This window comes from Terriglobales bacterium, assembly GCA_035651655.1.
Classification (GTDB): Bacteria; Acidobacteriota; Terriglobia; order Terriglobales; family Acidobacteriaceae; genus DASRFG01.
The window spans coordinates 91261-110925 of record DASRFG010000001.1 but is presented as its reverse complement, the minus strand read 5'-3'; the positions used below and the strand labels follow the sequence as shown (position 1 = coordinate 110925).

Below are 19665 nucleotides of genomic sequence, written 5' to 3'. Positions count from 1 at the left end.
TTAGGTAGGAAAATAGGCGGTAAAGTCGCCTGCCATGACTGCGGGTTATGCGGGAGCTGTCTAGCGCCCCGCCATGGCGGCCATGGCTTGGGCAGGTTTCACCTCGGCCTCTGCTACCGGCCTGAAGTACAGGTGGAACGAACGGTAGGTGAAGTACATGAGCGTCATCGCCAGTGCCGGAATACTCCAATGCAAGTAATCTGCAGCGCTTGGCCGGGTTGTGTGCATGGCCATGAGCGAGATTGCAGCCACCCCAGCACTCAGAACGAAGTAAGGCAGCGTCAAACTCGCCACCTCTCGCCAAACCCGCTGCACCTTGAGGTGTTCTGTCAGCGAGATCACGGTCGCGACCGGCACTGTCTGAGCGAGGAAGAAGATGGCGCCGGTCACTCCAAGTATCACTGCTTTTTCATGCAGATTTGTGCGCGTCAGAAGTCCAACCCCGAGAAAGCCGAGTGCCACCGCGTTCATCATGTTGCACATATTGAACGCTACCTGAACTGCTGTGGACCGCTTCCCAGCTCTCGGAAGGCATTGCACCAGCGTGGACAAGGCCGCCACGGTTACCGCTTCGCTAAAGCTGAGGACGGCAACTGCCAGCAGAATAAACGGCAAATTTACCGACATGTTGCCATTCAGGCCGGGTAACGAGACCTTAAACCTGGACGCAACCACCGCCATCACGCCGATGTAGATAAACCAGGCCTGATGACTAAACCCTCTGAGCAGCATTGCTTCGCCGAGGACAACGGTGCCCGATACCAGTACCGCGCCTATAAAAACTTTGCTTAGGCCGTCAAAACCCGCAACTCCCGCCTTTGTCTTCATTGGCACACCGCCAGGCCCGTAACTGGATCAATCGGGCAATCGCCGTCGTCGGCACTGAATGCCGAGGTATCGCTTGTGCCCCAAATGACGCTGGTTCCCCATATGACGCTGAAGGCTGAGTTGGTATCCGTGCCCCATACCACCGATGATCCCCAGAGGACCGAGGAGGCGCCCACGAACATATTGCTTCCCCACACTACTGAAGTGCCCCAAACCACCGAGGTTCCCCACAGCACGGACGTACCCTGCGGCACGGTGTTGGGGTATTTCAAGGTCACTGTGTGCGTGATTGGGTTGTACACGACGTAAGGCGATAATGCCAATCCGGCGCCGCTGTCCTTGTTGTTCAGCGCGGCAGGGATGTCCAGATAGCCCGCACCGTAAGTAAAAAGATCGCTCTGGCTGCTATAGCTATAGCCGTAGTGATCCATGCCCACACTGAAGTTCGAAAAGAACTTATACGCCGTCTTCATCATCCGGGCTTTGATCAAGTCCGGTGTAAGGGTCGGGTCCTGTTGAATCATGAGCGCGGCAGCACCTGAGACAACCGGTGTCGCCATGCTGGTCCCGCTCAGACGGAAGTACTGCGAAGGACCGACGGTACTGTTGCACTGTCCAAATGCATTGCAGGGGAAGATGTTGAGCTTGGGATATGTACTCTCCAGGGTTGCTCCTGGATCACCCAGCGAAACCACTGTGTTTCCGGGCGCGACCAAGTCGGGCTTTACGACATGGTCAAACAATGACGGGCCCTTGGAACTGTAGCTGGCAATGGTGTCATCGGCACGGGAATACGTGTTCATCGTGTTGGTGGCGCCGACAGTAATCACGTAGGGATCATTTCCCGGCGCTGCGATCGTCGCATACCCTCGCGTGCCCAGGGAATTGTCACGCCCATAATTGCCGGCTGCCACCACCACTACGATGCCCGCCTTCCAGGCCTGTTCTACCGCCTGGCAAAGCGGATCCAGCGTGTAACTCTCGAAGACTCTGCGTCCCAGAGAAAGATTAATGATGCGGATGTTGAACTGGGCCTGCAGTTCGATTGCCCTCTGAATGGCAGACACTACACCGCTGTCGGTGCCTCTGCCGTTCGCATCCAGCACCCGCAGATTGATAATGTTTGCGTTGGGAGCGATGCCGCGATACTCGCCCTTATAGCCATTAACAGAGCTCTGGCCATCTCCCGCGGCGATTCCGGCAACGTGAGTCCCGTGCCCATAGGCGTCGTCGGGGTTGGCATCGTTCGGAACGAAACTCTCGCTGTAAACAATGCGTGAACCGCTGCCATCGGCGGTGTTCAAATCGGGATGTGAGTAAACTCCGCTATCGATGATGGCAATACCTATGCCGCTGCCGTCGAGGCCATAGGACCAGGCGATATCGGCATTCACTGCCTTGGTAACGTAATCCAATGACATCGCAACCGGGCGGTCCAACGTGATGTATTCGACTTCCGCTTGCTTAGCCAGGATCAGGATGGCTCCCGCCGGAAGACTCAGGGCCGCAGATTTGATCGAGTGCAGACGCCGGTGGACTCTCCCGCCGTGCTCCCGAACATTGTCATACTGCTCCTGCCGCGGAGCCCACCGGTACCGGACGATGATGTTGATCCGTGTGTCCAGAGTTACGCTCTGGATCCTCTCCAAGAGGTCGGGCGAGATCTTTGAGGAAACTTTGGGTGATATCTTCGCGCCGTTGATTAGCGACACCGATGTAGAGTCGCTTACCGTACTCCCGTGTAACGAGGTAATGCTCAGCAGGACGATCAAGATTGCCGTCAGCGTCCGCCCGACTAGATTTCCGAATTTAATGTGCTTGCTCCGCATAACAGTCGGCAAATGAGGCCGCCGTCTCACTGCCTAACAATGCAGGAGGGGGGCCAATCTTCCCATTAGCTGTAACTTGCTGTGGATGTGGTACTTAGGTCGGAGATACCGTTGTCGGCAAAGGGACAAACTGTCCCCCGGGCATAGCCACGTGACGTTTTGTCCCACTGCTTTTGATGTCAGGGTAGCGAGATAAAAGGCAAAGGCGGATCCCCGTTCGGGAAACCCGCCTTTACCTCCTTAGGAGGGAGAACAGATATGTGGCGCGCCTATTGCCCGGTCACCTACCAGAGGGTGACCTTCATTTTGTCAACCCACATGTACCATGGGTCGCCGTACATATCCGTGTCTTGCTCCCACTGCACTTTGAAGTTGTGACCGGCAGCTACCCCCACAGCGCGCATCCAGCGGTTGATGTAGTACTGCTTACCATCGACCTGGAGGGTTACGAAGTGGACGTACTTTTTAACCGGGTCCCGCTCCAGGTACCACGTCACGTTGTGCCAGCTTCCCGGCGCCCACTTCTGGCAAGGAAGGGATAGGTGCTCCCAGTAACGGCCCGACATGTTCCAGAGGTCCCAAGTGCCATGCGCATAGCCGCACTGCGTGCCGAACCAGTATTTGTACCCGTTGTCCAGAAACAAGGTGTCGAACTCAATCGCCTGGACTACATATCTTCCGTTTGGCTGCCTGATCTTGGGCGCATTCCACTTAAAGGTCGTGCTCCACAGAATGTGGTTCTTGTTTCTCTGATCGCCGAACTCTTTTACGAATAAATCGTCGGCCCATAACTTATAGCCGCCCTTGATATAGCCCAGCATCGAACGCCCATCCAGCGAGGGGCTGCTGACGTTCTGCTTGAACCAGAAAGTTGCGCGCACGCCATTGGCGCACTTGTCACAGCCGACCCAACCACTCATCTGATCGACATCATTGAATACCTTTGCGCTGCTGGGAGGCTTAGGGATCAGTTGAGCCAAGCTGGGAGAAACCGCAAGCAGCAGCCATGCGACCAGTTTTGCAAAATTCATTAGGACTCCTAAAAAGTAGTAGTTCGGGAATTGGCGGCGGTCGAGCGCGACGGCAGGTTTGACGGTCGAAGCTTCCACCCTGACGTAGGTGAAAGTAACATCTCTGCAGGATCACACCAATCCGCCAAATGCCTCAGAATCAAAGAAATCCAGAGACAAACGATTGCGAGAGAACGTCTAAGGTGTATACCTAAGGTGTTCTCAGGTGATACCCGTGTTTGTGGAAAAAATAGGGCGCAAAACAACGCGGAAAAGGGCCATGGGCCTCGTCCTGGAGAGTCCTGAAGCATTGGGGGAGCAGTGTTGCAGGGGCATCTTGGCGAGGCAGGTTTTTGCGCGTCCGCACCCGCGCCGGGTGGATGACAACCTGCACCAGCTCTCATGCGTCGTAAGGTTAGCTGTTAGTGCGTATTAGCGATTGTCCTGGGCCAAACACCGGCTCAGAAGGTCTTTCTGATTCCGGATATCAATCGCGCCGGCAAATGGAACGGATTCCTAGATCGTGGACTGGCGAAAACCTCAAAGAAAACCTGCGCACGGTAGTTCTCAGCTCCGTGGCAAAGTCGTCCCTTTTCAAGGAGAAACCAAACCTCCAGGGACTAAGCCTCAGAGCGGATGGAGAGCGTGGTTATCCAGAATCGCCCCGGGAATCGTAACCGGCGCATCTGACCTCGATCCTTCGGCGGTTGTCACTGCTACCGTAATTGGAGCGGCTTTTTGGTTCTCTTTACTTTGGCTGGTTGTGCTTTGCGTCCCTTTCCTGCTCGCTATCTTCTCTGTCACAGCCCGTGTGGGCGTTCAAACCCGTAAGGGTTTATTCGATCTCCTGCGTGTGCACTACGGACGAAAGCTTTCGATTGTGGCGGCGGCCCTCACCATCACCAGCAGTATGGCAGTGATTATTGCCGATTTGATGGCAGTGTCTGACGCATTTTCGATATTTATTGATGTGCCCAGGACCTTCTTGGTAGGCGCGATTGCCTTTTCAGTGTGGTACATCCTGATCTTCCGCGATTACCGGAGAATCACCCAGGCCCTGGTCTGGTTTTCACTGCCCCTCTACGTCTATGTACTGGCGGCGATTCTCATGAAACCCAGCATTTCTCAGTTGCTGTGGCATAGTCTTGTGCCCCATCTTCCCCAAAACGGGCACCTGCTGGACGGAGTGATTGCCATCTTCGGCTCATTACTGACTCCCTACATTCTGCTTTGGCAGGCAAGTTCACGGACCGATCCCGAACACGAGCCCCATCAAGCGGACGCATATGCTGCGACCCTGATCAGCGGGCTGCTCTTTTTCTCGGTGATGGTCTGCGCTGCGTCGGTGCTGCACCTGAAGGAGCCGATTGACATGACCACGCGCCAGGCGGCTGAAGCGCTGAGCCCCGCGGTTGGCGGCTACGGCAAGTTTGTTTTTGCGCTTGGGATTATCGGTTCTGGGTTGGTTGCGCTTCCAGTCCTTGTGGGTTCTATGTGTTATGACGTAGCTCAGAGCCTGGGCTGGGAATATGGACTGAGTTCGTTTCCATGGCATGCCAAGAGGTTCTACCTGCTCATATCGGGAGCGATGATTGCCGCAACCATCGCAAACTTCACCCCGATAAACCCCGTGAAAGCCCTCTATTGGTCAATGATCCTGGCGGGAATACTAACAGTCCCTACGTTAGCCTTTATTCTGGTGGTGTCAAACGACACCCGCATCGTTCGCACCAAGAATACAGTTTGGCAAAACTTCGCGATAGGGGCCGCTGCTGGCGGTTGTGCCGCGGCAACTCTGTTATACCTCGGCCGCGTGGTGCTGCACTTATAGTGTGAGCACCACATTCAACCTTACATTCCGCTGTCGGTGCGTCGCTTGAGCGTCGGCCGGCCATCATCGGTCCCGCTCGGGTTCTTCTGGTCGGGTTGCTGCTGCGCCCTTCGCAGCGTCGGCCGATTATTGTCTTTCTGATTATCAACCTTATGGCGGTTTTCAATTTGGTTGAGCCGCGTCTTCACATCCTCGAACTCCGAGGTGTTCACAATGTATTGCTGGCGCGCCGGCAGGATGCTCGCGATCTCCTCTTGGGATTTGGCGGCCCGGGCCGGCGTCTGGGGATGGCTATCGAAAGCCTTGTCTAAAAATCCGGGCTTCTTCTTTTCCAGGGCCTGGATCTTCTCAAAAAAACTAGTAAACGATTGCGGATCGTATCCTGCTTTGTACATGTACTGTACGCCCAGGTAGTCAGCTTCCGCTTCAAAGCCACGGGAGAATTTCATGAAGGTTACGGGTAGGGCGAGTCCGGCGGCATTCTGAATGGCATATCCGATTCCGCCTCCCACAAAAATCAGCGGAATAGAGGCCAGGTTAGCCAGCTGCCCGCGCGTCTGTTCGCGCGCAATGTGGCACGCCGCTACGTGGGCAATCTCATGCGCCATTACTCCGGCAAGTTCGGCCTCGTTATCAGCGGCCAGAACCAGTCCAGAATTCACATAGAAGAAACCACCGGGCAACGCGAAAGCGTTTACCTGGTCGGAATCAATCACTTTAATTGTGAATGGCACCTTACTATCGGAGTTCCGTACCAGATTTTGCCCAATGCGATTCACGTACTCCGTCACTACAGGATCACTCACCAGCTTGGACGAGGATTCAACCTGCTGAGCGAACTGCTTGCCCATGGCGATCTGCTTGTCCAGGCTGTACCAATTGCCGACACCGCGTCCGCATCCCACATTGCGATTTCCGATGGCGGACACATCTTTCAGACTGCCGTTCTGAACTTCTTTAGGCAGGCTGTCGTCCTTGCTGTCTTTCTTGTCGTCATTCGCGGCAAAGGCACTGACACTAAGGATGAGGACGGTAAGGAGTGATAAGGCTCGGCATTTCATATGGTTACCTCACAACTGAACCGAGGATGGTCCTGCAGTTCTGGCCGCGCTTGAGATGGGTGGAGTCAGTGAGTTAGACGCATAACGTTGCCGGGCAGTTGCACGGAAAGCGCCTGGAGCCAAGGAGAACCAGGATAGACCCCCTCCCGCGACGCAGGGCATTCTGCCGTCGCCAGCTTGGTTCTATTCCGGTGGTGCCGAGAGCTGCGGATCGGGAATAGTCTCACCACTCAGTTCACGTTGGCGTTCGCTGCGCCGCGTGTTCATCATTCGAGAAGCAAGGTCGAGTTCCACCTTTGCCTGCTGCATTCTGCCCATGTGCCGCAACACCTGTCCCTTGAGGTAATGGATGTTGTAGCTATTCGGATCCAGCTTGCCGGCTTCTTCCAGCGCCTTTAATGCAGCGGGATACTGTCTCTTCTTTTGGTAGAGCTTCGCCACTCCCAGATGAGAACTGGTGAGGCGAGGGTCACGCTTCAGCGCGGCCTGAAAATTGCGTTCGGCGTCGGCATCTTGACCAAGATAGGAATAAACCAATCCCAATTGGTCGTAATTAAAAGCCACATCCGGTTCCACCGCAACATCTTTAAGAAACTCATCCCGAGCGCTCTCGTAGTTCTGCTTGCGAAGCAATGCCAGCCCCAAATTGAAGTGTAGGAACGGCAGTTTGGGATTGACCTTGGCAGCTTGCTCCAGTTCGGCGATCGCTTTGTCGTCCTCCTGGCGATTCAAATAGGCCTTGCCCATCAAAAGATGAAACTCCGGCGTATCCTGCCCAATTTCCAATAAGCGGCCGAGTGCGCGGTCCTCGATTTCGCCCCGTTTTGCTTTGTGCGCCGCGATTCCCAGCACATAGAGGTACGTCAGATTGCTATTCTCCTGCGGCCATAGTCCATCGAGCGCCTCAATCGCATCGCTGTGTCGGTTCGTAAAGAAATAGCAGAGGCCCAAAAGGTAGCGCGCCTGCAGTGAGTCGGGTTGGTCTTGGATCACGGACTGGAACGGCGCAACCGCAGAAGCGAAATTTCCTTGCCGGTAATAAGCCAGCCCAATGTTCAGCCGGATACCCGGCACTTTGGGCGCCAGCTTTCTCGCTGTTTGAAGATAGCGCAGCGCCAATGGCCAATTCCGTCGTCGCATGTAGATCACGCCGAGATTGGCGTTGGCCCCAGGATCGGCCGGGTTATGGGCCACGATCTCCTGGAATGCTCCCTCTGCAGTACTCAAGTCCCCTTTTTGTAACGCGGTCTCGCCTTTCAGATAGAGCGCCTTCGTCTTTGCCTCACTTGCACTGGTCGGAGAACTTGTGGGCAGTCCACTCGCGCTACCTGATTGGGTGAGTTGCAAGCTGGGCATCGCTAGCAGCAAATATGTGAGGCAGAATATGATCATTGACCCAGGCTCGGCTTCCTTTTCACGATATTACGTGCGGACCCCTTAGCGTCAAGAGAACAAGCTTCCGGCGCGAGCCCCTGGGCGGCTCTCCCAAAATCTGTATTACGATCGTAGTTTCTATGAAATTTCAGAAGGCTTTCACTGTATGGAAACGAATTACCTCGGCATGAGCCAGCTAATCATTTGCAGCAACACAGTTTATGCCACATACTTCCAGCGTTAACGATTTGTAAACAGTTGGTGTCCGGATTGCGACAAGAACGATGCAGTGCCTCTCCTTTTTGCCCGTGACTCAGAAATTCTCGCGAGTTTGCCGCGCGCTGCGCGCCCCAAAAACTGTGGAGGAGTTTATATGACATCTGATCGTTGGTTGCGTTTGTTGGTCACGCTGCTGGTGTTGTCCGTCGCCGCTCTAGCACAAGACACCGGCCAGATCACGGGTAGTGTGAAAGATCCATCCGGCGCCAGCGTCGCCAATGCTCAAGTCACAGTGAGTAGTCCGGAGCGTGGCATTAATCGCGCTACACAAACCAACTCTGACGGTGATTATCTGGTGGGGGGCTTGCCCTCGGGTGCCTACGACCTAAATATTTCCGCCTCCGGGTTCCGGAACTACTCCGCCAAGGGGATTGTTCTTCGGATTGGAGGAAAGAATCGCGCGGATGCGACTCTCCAAGTGGGTGCGGCCTCAACCGAGATCACCGTTGAAGGCCAGAACATTGCGCAAGTAGAAACCCAATCTTCGGACTTGGCTGGTACGGTTACTGGCAAGCAAATCACTCAGCTTCAACTCAATGGGCGGAATTTTACTCAGCTCGCAACATTAGTTCCGGGAGTTAGCAATCAGACCGGTCAGGATGAGGGTACAGTCGGCGTGTACGGCAATGTGGCGTTCAGTTTCAATGGTGGCCGCACCGAGTACAACAACTGGGAGCTCGACGGTGGCGACAATATGGATAACGGCAGCAATGCCACCTTGAACGTTTATCCCAGCATTGACGCTATCGGGGAAGTTCGAGTCCTCACCTCCAACTACGGTGCCCAATACGGACGTAACGGCTCCGGCACGGTTGAGACTGAGATCAAGTCGGGCACCAGCGGTTTTCATGGCAGCGTCTACGAGTTCGTCCGCAATGAGGCTTTCAACGCCAGGAACTATTTTCAGTCCAAGGTACCGACTTACAAGAAGAACGACTATGGCTATAACGTGGGGGGGCCGATTTTTATCCCCGGCGTCTACAATACCAAGAAAGACAAGAGCTTCTTCTTCTGGTCGCAGGAGTGGCGTAAGGATCGAGTTCCCGGGCAGACCTTTAACGTTCAGGTCCCCTCGGTGGCGCAGCGCGCCGGCAATTTCAACGATATTTGTACATCCAGCAATCCGGCACTAAACGGATTGTGCCCTCACATTCCAGGCACATCCACTCCTTTCCCCGGGAACAAGGTCCCGATCAATCCTAATGGCGCTCTGCTTCTGCCCCTTATTCCCGAACCCAATGCACCTGGAAATTTCTTCAACCTTGCGCCGGTGCAGCCCACCAATTGGCGGGAAGAGTTGTTGCGCGTGGATCATAACTTTAACTCCAAGGTGCGTGCGATGTTCCACTACATTCATGACTCGTGGGATACGCAAACCGCGGTGCCTCTGTGGACTAACGGCACCGATCTCCCAACCATCGGCACAAATTTCGAAGGCCCGGGCGTAAGCGTGGTTGCGCGCTTGACCGCCACTGCTTCGCCTACCCTCTTGAATGAGTTCGTCTTCAGCTATACCACTGACCACATCATTCTTTTCAACACTGGCTTCCCCGACCCTAATGCCTGGAAACGCCCTGCAAGCATGACTATGGGAACGTTGTTCGGAACCGGGTCCGGCGTGATCCCTGGAATAAGTCTGCAGGATGCCGGCGACATTTATGGCGGCGGCAGCTTGGCAATCGATGCCGGGTACATTCCGAATGGCATATACAACTCGAATCCCTCATACACATTCCGCGATAACGTCACCAAGATCGTGGGCCGCCATAATCTTCAGTTCGGCGCCTACTCTGCCATTCGTCAAAAGAACGAACTGGGCGGCGAATTAGGGCCAGGTGGGGTCGGTGGATTTCTGACGTTTAGGGGTAGCAACAGTACGGTCGGTAGCGGTAACGCGTTCGCCGATCTGTTGATGGGCAACGTCTCTTCATTTGGACAGCAGAACCGAGCAGTAAAATATTACAACCGGTCTAAGACTCTGGAACCCTACTTCCAAGATGACTGGCGTGTCACCGATCGGCTGACCCTCAACCTTGGTATGCGCATTAGCATGTACGGTGTCTATAAGGAGCGGTACCACAATGCCTTCAACTTTGACCCGACTAAGTACAACCTCGCGACAGCTCCGACGCTGAACGCTGACGGGTCGCTCAACCTTACAGGAGGCAAAGACCGATTCGACGGCATCGTTCAATGCGGCGTAAGCGGAGCGCCAGATGGCTGCATGGAGGGCCATTTGTTCAATCCGGCGCCTCGATTTGGCTTTGCTTTTGACCCAGCCGGGAACGGCAAGACTGCGATCCGAGGTGGATACGGGATCTTCTTTGAGCAGACCAATGGTAATGAAGCGAACACTGAGTCCCTGGAAAATTCGCCTCCAGGCGTTCTGGCTGCTACTCAAAGCAACATTGCTAGTACTTTTGGTCCCTCGGGGGCACTGCTAGCAAGTGGGTACAACGGCATTGGTGCCGCAGGAGCCATTTTTCCACTCACCGTAAACTCTATACCCCGAGAGGCCATCTGGCCGTACGTACAACAGTGGCACCTGGATGTTCAACGCGAAATTGTGAAGAATACCGTTGCGACGGTTTCGTATGTCGGTAGCAAGGGCACACACTTAGGCCGGCAGGTTGATCTCAATCAGCTCCTCCCCGTTCCCTTGAGTGACAACCCGTTCAAGCCAGGGGAGGTCATCACCGATAATGTGTGCAAAACCAACACCACCCCTAGCGGCGTGGCCATAACTCCCGGCATGCGTGCTTTCCAAAACCTTAGAGTAGCCTGTGGGGATGACGCCAACTTCTTCCGGTCATTCCGGGGGTACGCTGATATCAACTCTCTCGAGAACAAGGCCAGTTCCGTCTACCATGCTTTCCAGAGCTCGTTGCGCCACACGGTGGGCGGTCTTCACCTCAATTTTGCCTACACGTATTCTCATTCCATTGACGATTCCTCAGACCGGTTTGACGGTACCTTCGTCAATTCTTTCAATCCTGCGTTTACTCGCGCGACGTCCAACTTTGATCAGCGACATATCCTGAACATCGGCTACGTTTATGACCTTCCCTTTTTCAAGGGGTCCGGTCTCACCAACACGCTACTCGGCGGCTGGCAATGGTCTGGCATTGTGAGTTATCAGACGGGAACACCGTTCAGCGTAACCAACTCTGTTTTCGGTGACAGCGCCGGGGTGGCGAACGGTACCGGAACCGGATCTTATGCCGATCGAGTAGGCGACCCACGTTCCGGAATCGATCAAGCAGCAGCTGCTCAGGCGAGTTTGGGGCCGTTAATCTACAATCCGGCTGCATACGCCCAGCCTCAGGGTCTGACATTTGGAAACTCGGGCAGAAACTCATTAACTAATCCGAGCCGTACAAATGTGGACATGGCGCTTTTCAAGCGCTTTAACATTAAAGAGCGGGCTGCGGTCGAGTTCCGGGGTGAGGCATTCAACATTTTCAACCACACCTCCTGGTTGCCACTGGGCGGAAACAACGGCACTGGGAATGACTCGCTGGACTGCTCTTTTGGAGGAGCTTGCCTTTCGAGCTCGAGTTTCCTTCACGCGTCCGGTGCGCACCTCTCGCGCATCCTCCAACTCGGATTGAAGTTCATTTTCTAGCTGTCGCTTATCAAGACGTTGCCCTGGCCACTATGTGGTGGCCAGGGTTTTTTATTGTCCCAGACCCCGTTCTAGAATGGTCTCAACGTGAAAATGGCTGCCGTCGCCCTTTGGGTTCTCGCTGCTCTCGTCTGCTCGCCGCTGTTGCACGCCCAGAAGCCGCCCGCGAATCCGCCAGCGGCGGGGCCAGTAGTCGGCAAAGCACCTCCTCCGCCCCCCGCAAGGAAGAAGAAGCCTGCCAGTTCCGTGCCGGTGCCCAAGTTTGAGGATGTCGCGGCTGAACTTGGCGTCACGGCCCCCCACATCGCCACTCCCGATAAACGTTACGTAATTGAATCCATGAGCGGCGGTCTCGGCCTTTTCGATTGTGACAATGATGGTCGCCCGGACCTGGTCGTCGTGAATGGTTCCACCGTCGAACGCTACCGCCAGGGTGGCGATCCTTTGGTGACGCTTTATCACCAGGAACCCAACGGCAAGTTCACCGACATCACCAAGTCCGCCGGACTCAGCCGCAAAGGTTGGGGGATGGGAGTTGCCGTCGCCGACTTCGATAACGACGGCCAGCTCGACCTCTATGTCACTGGTTATGGCGGAAATGCGCTTTATCGCAATAAGGGCAATTGCACCTTCGAGGACGTCACCGACAGAGCCGGCGTGCGCGGCGGCGGCTTCAGCACCGGCGCAGCGTGGGCAGACTACGACCGCGACGGCAATGTGGATCTGTTCGTCTCACGCTACGTGCATGTTGATATTGATCATCTTCCTGAGCCGGGCAGCGCGCAGTTTTGCCGCTACAAAGCGGTAGCCGTGCAGTGTGGCCCGTGGGGCATGGTCGGTGAAACCGACCTGCTGTTTCATAACCGCGGGGACGGCACTTTCGAAGAAGTTTCCAAGAAAGCCGGAGTCAGCGATCCCGCGGGATACTATGGCCTGGGTGTGGTATGGGGAGATTACGACAACGACGGATGGCCTGATCTGTTCGTGGCCAACGACTCCACTCCCAAATATCTGTACCACAACAATCACGATGGCACCTTCAGCGACGTTGCCATGCTGATGGGCGCAGCCCTCGATCCCGATGGCCAGGCGGTTGGCTCCATGGGGGTGGATTTCGGCGACTACGATCACAGTGGCCGGTTTTCCATGTTCGTCACCAACTTCGCGGAGCAGGTGAACAATCTCTACCACAACCTCGGCGTCGAGGGCTTTGACGACATCAGTTGGAAGGCCCGGCTGGCCCAGGCCAGCTATCCTTTGGTTGGATGGGGCACCGCCTTTTTCGACATGGACAACGACGGTTGGCCCGATATTTTTGTGGCCAACGGCCACGTCTATCCGCAAATTGACGCCGTTCCCGGCAGCGCTCCTTATCGGCAGCCCCTGCTGCTCTACAGAAACAACGGCGATAGCACCTTCGATGAAGTTTCAAGTGTCGCCGGTCTCGCCGGCCTTCCACCACAGTCGCGCCGCGGCGCCGCCCTCGGCGATATCACCAACAATGGCAATGTTGACGTAGTGGTGCTGAACATGGACGGATCTCCAACCGTGCTGATGAATCACAACGACAGCCGCAACCATCGCGTGTTGTTGAAGCTGGTCGGCACCAAGAGCAACCGTGCCGCAGTCGGTGCGCGTGTGACCGTGCACACCGGAAAGATGGTCCAAATGGACGAAGTGCACGGCGGATCGAGCTATCTTTCGCAAAACGATTTGCGTTTACATTTCGGCTTGGGCGGCAACACCACCATAGATTCTGTGCAGGTCAATTGGCCCAGTGGCAAAGTGGAAACGCTACGCAGTGTTGCAGCCGATGCCATTTATACAATTGTAGAGGGACGTGGAATCAGCCAATCGCAACCGCTGCCCACACCCGGCATCACGGCCGCTGATCCACAGCGGTTGAGATAACGTCTGGGTGAGAGCACGAACCCAGCCCGCTAAGGCGGCATAGCTTTTGGCCCAGCGCGTAAGCCCTGGGGAGGCTCTCAGGGACGTCACCGAATTTCAGTGCCTCCGCTTAGGTTAAGAAGATCGCCTCAGACTACGCCCCTCTGCGTGTAAACCATCCACAACTGACCATGCAAAGCGGGCAGATCCTCAGTGCCCGGGACTTGGGTAGTCGTAGCCTGACGGCGAAACGACCAGCAACTTCTCGTTCGGTCGATCGATCAGCTTCTTCAGGGTTGCGGCAGAGGATGTGTCTGTGAGCAGCCCCGTCATCGTGACCCAGTACTGTTGTTGGTCACTCGAAACCGCGTAGTAGATCACGCCCGGACGATCCGACACATTGTCCAAACGTGGCCCAGATGCATCGTTTACGACAACGATTTGGTAAAGGATCCGATGTCCTCTCTGAGAGTAGCAGCTCTCCGTGGGCGGCGATTTCACACGATTCTGCCACATTTCGCGGCCCCTCCTCAGGGCATCCAAGAACTCGGCCTCGTTCTTTGGGAATCTGTGGTTGGCGTCATGCCAAACACCAAGGAATGAATGGACACTCGACAAGTAGTTAGAGTCTTGAATCATGCTCCGGTGCACATGCGGTATCCCATCTGGGATGTACACGAGGATCGACAACCCGAGTGCAGCTCCAACAGGGAGAAGAAGTCTGTAAAAACCCTTGCGCGATGTACCATAAAAAGCGCAGCAGAAAATGCCAGCTCCGAGCGTCACTAAGCCTGCACCCACGGCAAGATACGGATACTCGACGTAGTAGACCTCAGTCGTGTGGATGCGGACTGAGCAGGCGACAAGATAGAAGCCGAATATCAGCGCGGGAAGAGCAAAGAGCCCAAAAAGTATCGTGACCGCCACCCTGACGCTTTTTTGCATACTCTCGATCCCTGCCTATCTCCGCTAGTGCTTCGGAACCGTGATGCTCGTGTTCGCCCAAGAGTCACAGATGACAGCCGGGTCCGATGGATTGGAAGAATTGCCTATGGCGACGCGATGAAGCCCCCAGTGCGTGCTTTCCACTGTGAAATTCCAGTGGTCCGAGACTGCAATTTATGAGTACAGGATGCGGTATTACGATCCCGCGACCGGTGTCATAGTTGTACACCACATTGTAGGTCAGCCCTGGCAGGAACGAGGACTGCGTGCTGGTGCCGGTCAGGCGTCCCATGTTGTCGTAAGCGAGCCGTACGTGCCGGGTGGGGTCGGTGACCTGCTTGATCTTGCCGACCAGGTCCAACCCCGGGGGGGCGGCACACCCCTGCGCCGGAACTGCATCTCATCCCTGATGCCCCTCGCCGCCCAGATCATCTGGCTCTTCCTGCTGGCTCTCCCCATCGCCACCATCAGCTGGACCGTTACCCACGAGGAAATCTTTCGTGAACCCAGGGAATATTGCGTTCGCCAAAGCGAGCAGGCGTCGTCCGTCTTACGACGAAAATTCTTCTTCTTATTCACCTGCGAATTTTGTTTCAGCAACTACGTGACCATCTTGTTTCTGGCCATCACCCGCTACAAGCTGCTATTGCCGGACTGGCGTGGCTACCTCATCGCTGCTTTGGCGCTGGTGTGGGTCGCGAATCAATACATGAGCCTCTACGGCCATCTTCGGCTCGACATCAAGAAGGAAAGAGTAGAAATCAAGAGGGTAGAGAAGCAGGTGGAGCAGAAGTCGAAACCTGGCGGTCAGGAAATTCGGCCCGCCGCATAGTCAGCGTTTTGGCGCACAAGAGTGTCCGCCCTACACCATCCACCTCGTCTAATTGAAGTACGTTGCCGGCAATAGTTCACGGCCTCGTTTTCGCGATTTCCGGTGTCTCCCGCCGCTGCGGGCCGAGATGGAATTTGGTAAGTCCGTCGCGCAGAAACTCAAAACCCTCTTCTGGCGAGTCAACTATACGAAACAAATTCAAGTCCTCGGGCGAGATTGTCCCCGATTCCACCATGGCATCAAAATTTATTAGCCGGCTCCAGTAATCCTTGCCGTAAATAATCACCAGGATCTTCTTTGCAAGTTTCTCTGTCTGGGCCAGGGTGAGAATTTCAAACAGCTCGTCAAAAGTGCCGAAGCCACCGGGAAAAATCACCAGCGCTTTGGCAAGATAAGCAAACCAGTACTTACGCATGAAGAAGTAATGGAATTCGAGGTTGAGCTCGGGAGTAATGTAAGGATTCGGCATTTGTTCATAAGGCAGCCGAATGTTGAGCCCAATCGTCTTGCCGCCGGCCTCGCGCGCGCCCAGATTGGCGGCCTCCATGATCCCCGGCCCCCCGCCGGTGGTGACCACAAATCTTTGGCGCTTGGCGGGAATCTGCAAAGACCAGTTGGTGAGCATAGAGGCCATGCGGCGGGCGTCTTCGTAATAGCGCGCCATCTCCACTGCCGCCCGCGCCCTTTGTACTTTGGTCTGCTCTTCAGGCGGGGCTGGCCGCGCGGATCCAGGTTTTTCCAGCAGCACCAGCGCATTTTCCGCGGCGGACAAACTAACAAAGCGCGCCGATCCAAAAAAAACCACCGTGTCCTGTATCTGCTCTCGGCGGAAGCGGGCCAGCGGCTCGTAATATTCCGAGAGGATGCGCAGGGCGCGCCCGTCCGGACTATGCAGGAAATTCTTATTTTCGTAGGCCAGCGGCGCCCGATGAAGCAGCGAGGCCGGAGTTGCGAGTCTCTCAGGAGATTTGTCAGTTGGCTGCTCAGACTTTGTCTTCAACGCATTTCCTCGAATCAAGAGCTAATTAATAATTCCACGCTGGGGCAGAGATTGCTGCGGAAAAGTGGCCGAGAGCAAGCACGTTAGTTGGGGTGGGGAGCCCGGTTTCGCACTGCCTCCCAGATTCCAATCCAGACATCTATAAGTCCCAGACCCGAAACAATTCCCTTCACAAATGGGCTCAGTGCTATCGAACGTAACGCTGGAAAACGAAACAGCAGGTTGTTCTCCGACCACCAGAGCGTCCACGGAAGCACCGCCAAAACTGTCCCCAGCAAGAGGCAAATCAGCATGAATAGAATTAGCGACAGCCGTCGCGCCCACACTTCTGACTGGGGCATCGGTTCCGGCTGGGGCTCCAGTCCAGTGGCGGTGGAGTTGTTGGGAGTTTCGCGCTCCTCCGGGCGGTTGGCCAGTGCACCCCAGCGATCGCTTCTGGTTAGCCGGTCCGGATTCGAAGTCACACCACTCTCCATTCAAACAGCATACGACAGGCAGGTGCCTCAAGGTTCGCCGCTATGAAAGCTGTTTGATTGATTTTACGACGTTAGGGCCGCGATTACGATTTCAAGGCTTTGATGCGTTCCGCCACATCACGATAATCAATGTTGCTGCCATAAACCTGCATGAAATGGCTGAGCGCGGATTGTTTATTGCCTGAGGCCTCATACACAGCAGCCAACTCGTAGTGTAGAGCAGTACGGGCTTCTTCGTCGATGTTCGAAATTGTCAATGCCTTTTCATACCAGCGGATCGCCGCCGGATGTACTCCTTTTTCCAGAAAGCACTGAGCCAGCCAGGTATACGCCTGCATGACGTTAGAGAATGCTTGGCCACGCTCAACCGCCTGGCATACTTTCTGCAGCTCTCCGATGGCCTCATCCATAAGGCCCATTTCCTTGAAAGCTACACCCAGGTTGTAGTGCGTCTCCGGATCTTCATCCTGGCTGGGACCGGCATTTTCCTCGAGTCCTTCTTTGAATTCGCTGAAAATCTCGCTCAAGTCTGATGTGTCCAGGTGCGGCGTGGCCGCTCGGACAGTCACCGGTGGTGCTGGCGCGGGCGCGGGCGCGACAACGGGCGCCTGCATGACCGCGGTTTGCGCTCCAGCCGCAGCCGCCGCTGCGCGCGCTGGTGCGGGCGAAGCGGGAACAGCAAATTCCTGCGGCAACGCATCTTCTAATGCCATTGCCAGATCGCCAAGCGCGCCTTTGTCGGCGGGCTTTTTCGCGAGAGGCTTTTCTGGGGCCGGCTTTTCCGGAGCCGGCTTTCCCGTAGCGATGCCCGGCTTGGCAGAGGTCTTGGCGGCCAGGAGCGCGCGCAGATCAGTCAATTCAGGCAGTTTGGGAAATTCCGCCGCGCACTTTGCGACTCCTGTTTCCGCTTCCTCCCACATCGCATGCTCAATATAGAACTTGATCTCTTCTACTAGCTCCGCGGCATCGGCCTTTGCCGGCGCATGGGATTCTGTCTTCGCTGCCTCGGTAACGTCAGTGCTGCCTTCCCACTCGTGCGAAAGATCGATCTCTTGCGTTGGAGCCGCAACCGGCTCCGCAGGCTCCCTCACCACCGACGCTGAACGTTGCTTATCAAACCTATCGGCGAGCTTGCCATACTTGGTCGCATACTCGCGGTGGCCGGCTTGCGCATAGGCGCTTTCTAGCGTGCGGCAGCATTCAGCAGCCTCGTCCAGCCGGCCGGCGCGAACATGTAACGCCGCCAGTCGTTGGTTGATGGGCACGTCATTCGGAGCCTTGGGAAGTACCGCCACTAACGCCGGCATCGCTTTTTCCGGCGATTTATAAGAAATATAAAGATCGGCATCGGTGATGGCCTGGTGAAGCTCGGTGGCCAGCGCCTCTGGATATTTCTGTTCCACCGGTGGGGCACTCGTATTCAGATCGTCCAGGACCACCGGGCCGGGTTCATCTTCCGACTTGCCGGCGATCTTCGATCCTGCTTCGCCAATGCCATGGTATTGCTCATGCGTGGCCGCGGGTTCCTGCGGCTCCACAGCCGCCACTTGCAAGTGCAGGTCGCGGGCGCGGTCGGTATCGCCGGCCTGTTTGCATGCCTCGGCCAGTAATTCAGTTACCTCAGATAAATGGACATTCTCGCCGGCTCGTTCATAGAGCTCCCGCAGAAGTTCAAGTGCCGCCCGGTTGCCCTCGACCAGCGGAATGGAGGCGTTCAGATTTTGTATGATCTCATCTGCCTTGCCGGCAAACAGTTGGTCGGCGAACTGATGATAAGTACGCAGCGCTTCTTCGTGCTCGCCCGATTTCATCAGTGCATCTGCGTACATGACCAGGGCACTGTGGTCCTGGTATTGGCTGAGAAGTTTTTTCGCTGCCGTGCTCGCATCTGCGGTCCTACCGGCCGCAATATAAGCCCGGGCCAGAAGCCGCAACCCATCAGAAAGTGAATCAATGTTCTTGATACCTTGCAGGGCTTTAATGGCGCTGCCTGTCTCTCCTGCCTCCAGAGCGGCATTCGCGCGCGCCAGCAATGCATGGGCGTCAGAAGGATCAAGTTCCAGCAGCTTCTGAACCACCGCTTCCACTTCCTTATGAGCTTTGCGCGCTTTCAGGACTTCCACGCTGCGCCACAAGATTTTTATGGCTTCTTGCTTGTTCTCAAGGCGAACATGCACTTCAGCCAGCCGCAGTTGCAGCGGAACATTTTCGGGATCAATGTCCAGGACCTTTTGAAATATCCGGACCGCTTGCTCGGTTTGGCCGCTTCTCAATAGCTGATCGGCCACCAGCATGTACTGTGCACGCGCATCGTTTTGTAGCCCTTGCTGAGCGTACAGATCAGCGAGGCGCAGAGTGCACTCCAGGCTCGGCTTGAGCTTGGTGAGCTTCTTGTACATGGCGATGGCTTTTACGGTGAAGCCCTGGGTGGCATAGGTATCGCCGACGCTGCGGAAGAAGGAGATCGCCTGGTCGGTCCGTCCAATTCGGGCGTACAAGTCCCCGATGGTATTTAGAACGGTGAGGTCTTTAGGGTCTGCTTTTACGACCTTCTCGTACTCCGCAATGGCGTTTTGCAGCTTGCCTTGCTGGATGTAGCGTTCGGCCGCACTGAGGACCTTCGTCTTGTTGAAACCAAAACCAAAAGCCATAGCGCTGCGGACTCCGAACACAGAACTGCAGAAA

13 protein-coding genes are annotated in these 19665 nt (G+C 55.6%); 4 read left to right on the top strand and 9 right to left on the bottom strand.

Translation table 11 applies throughout. The features are described 5' to 3' along the window. Positions 1-60: 60 nt before the first annotated feature. The 3 genes from VFA76_00505 to VFA76_00495 all read right to left on the bottom strand — a co-directional run bounded on the left by VFA76_00505 (position 61) and on the right by VFA76_00495 (position 3688). Positions 61-828, bottom strand: a complete 768-nt coding sequence (locus VFA76_00505; protein HZR30314.1) for a hypothetical protein — start codon at positions 826-828, stop codon at positions 61-63. Beyond that, positions 825-2657 (bottom strand): S8 family peptidase, encoded by a 1833-nt coding sequence (locus VFA76_00500; GenBank protein HZR30313.1) that lies wholly within the window; start codon positions 2655-2657, stop codon positions 825-827. Before VFA76_00500 ends, VFA76_00505 begins: the two co-directional genes overlap by 4 nt. A 284-nt stretch (positions 2658-2941) precedes the next feature. Then, positions 2942-3688, bottom strand: a complete 747-nt coding sequence (locus VFA76_00495; protein HZR30312.1) for a hypothetical protein — start codon at positions 3686-3688, stop codon at positions 2942-2944. 502 nt (positions 3689-4190) lie between these two features. Here VFA76_00495 and VFA76_00490 point away from each other — a divergent pair. Continuing rightward, on the top strand, positions 4191-5498 hold the full coding sequence (locus tag VFA76_00490) for a divalent metal cation transporter (GenBank protein ID HZR30311.1): 1308 nt from the start codon (positions 4191-4193) through the stop codon (positions 5496-5498). Between the two features lie 20 nt (positions 5499-5518). Here the strand turns inward: VFA76_00490 and VFA76_00485 are convergent, their stop codons facing one another. Beyond that, complete coding sequence (locus VFA76_00485) at positions 5519-6559, bottom strand: M48 family metallopeptidase (protein HZR30310.1); 1041 nt, start codon at positions 6557-6559, stop codon at positions 5519-5521. Positions 6560-6742: 183 nt separating this feature from the next. Further along, entirely contained in the window at positions 6743-7951 is a 1209-nt protein-coding gene (locus VFA76_00480) for a tetratricopeptide repeat protein (protein HZR30309.1), read from the bottom strand. Positions 7952-8306: 355 nt separating this feature from the next. Between VFA76_00480 and VFA76_00475 the strand changes: the two genes are divergently transcribed. Both VFA76_00475 and VFA76_00470 read left to right on the top strand, forming a co-directional pair. Then, on the top strand, positions 8307-11837 hold the full coding sequence (locus VFA76_00475) for a carboxypeptidase regulatory-like domain-containing protein (GenBank protein ID HZR30308.1): 3531 nt from the start codon (positions 8307-8309) through the stop codon (positions 11835-11837). A gap of 93 nt (positions 11838-11930) precedes the next feature. Continuing rightward, positions 11931-13748: a CRTAC1 family protein gene (locus VFA76_00470; GenBank protein HZR30307.1), complete on the top strand. Its 1818-nt coding sequence runs from the start codon at positions 11931-11933 to the stop codon at positions 13746-13748. 189 nt (positions 13749-13937) lie between these two features. Here VFA76_00470 and VFA76_00465 read toward each other — a convergent pair whose 3' ends face one another. Next, complete coding sequence (locus VFA76_00465; protein HZR30306.1) at positions 13938-14243, bottom strand: hypothetical protein; 306 nt, start codon at positions 14241-14243, stop codon at positions 13938-13940. A 616-nt stretch (positions 14244-14859) separates the two neighbouring features. Here VFA76_00465 and VFA76_00460 point away from each other — a divergent pair. Further along, complete coding sequence (locus tag VFA76_00460; GenBank protein ID HZR30305.1) at positions 14860-15504, top strand: hypothetical protein; 645 nt, start codon at positions 14860-14862, stop codon at positions 15502-15504. Between the two features lie 76 nt (positions 15505-15580). Here VFA76_00460 and VFA76_00455 read toward each other — a convergent pair whose 3' ends face one another. From VFA76_00455 to VFA76_00445, 3 genes are all read right to left on the bottom strand, one after another. Continuing rightward, positions 15581-16441, bottom strand: coding sequence for a TIGR00730 family Rossman fold protein (locus VFA76_00455; protein ID HZR30304.1), 861 nt, complete (start codon positions 16439-16441; stop codon positions 15581-15583). 146 nt (positions 16442-16587) lie between these two features. Next, positions 16588-16968, bottom strand: a complete 381-nt coding sequence (locus tag VFA76_00450) for a hypothetical protein (GenBank protein HZR30303.1) — start codon at positions 16966-16968, stop codon at positions 16588-16590. Positions 16969-17063: 95 nt separating this feature from the next. Then, on the bottom strand, positions 17064-19631 hold the full coding sequence (locus tag VFA76_00445; GenBank protein HZR30302.1) for a tetratricopeptide repeat protein: 2568 nt from the start codon (positions 19629-19631) through the stop codon (positions 17064-17066). Positions 19632-19665: the final 34 nt, after the last annotated feature.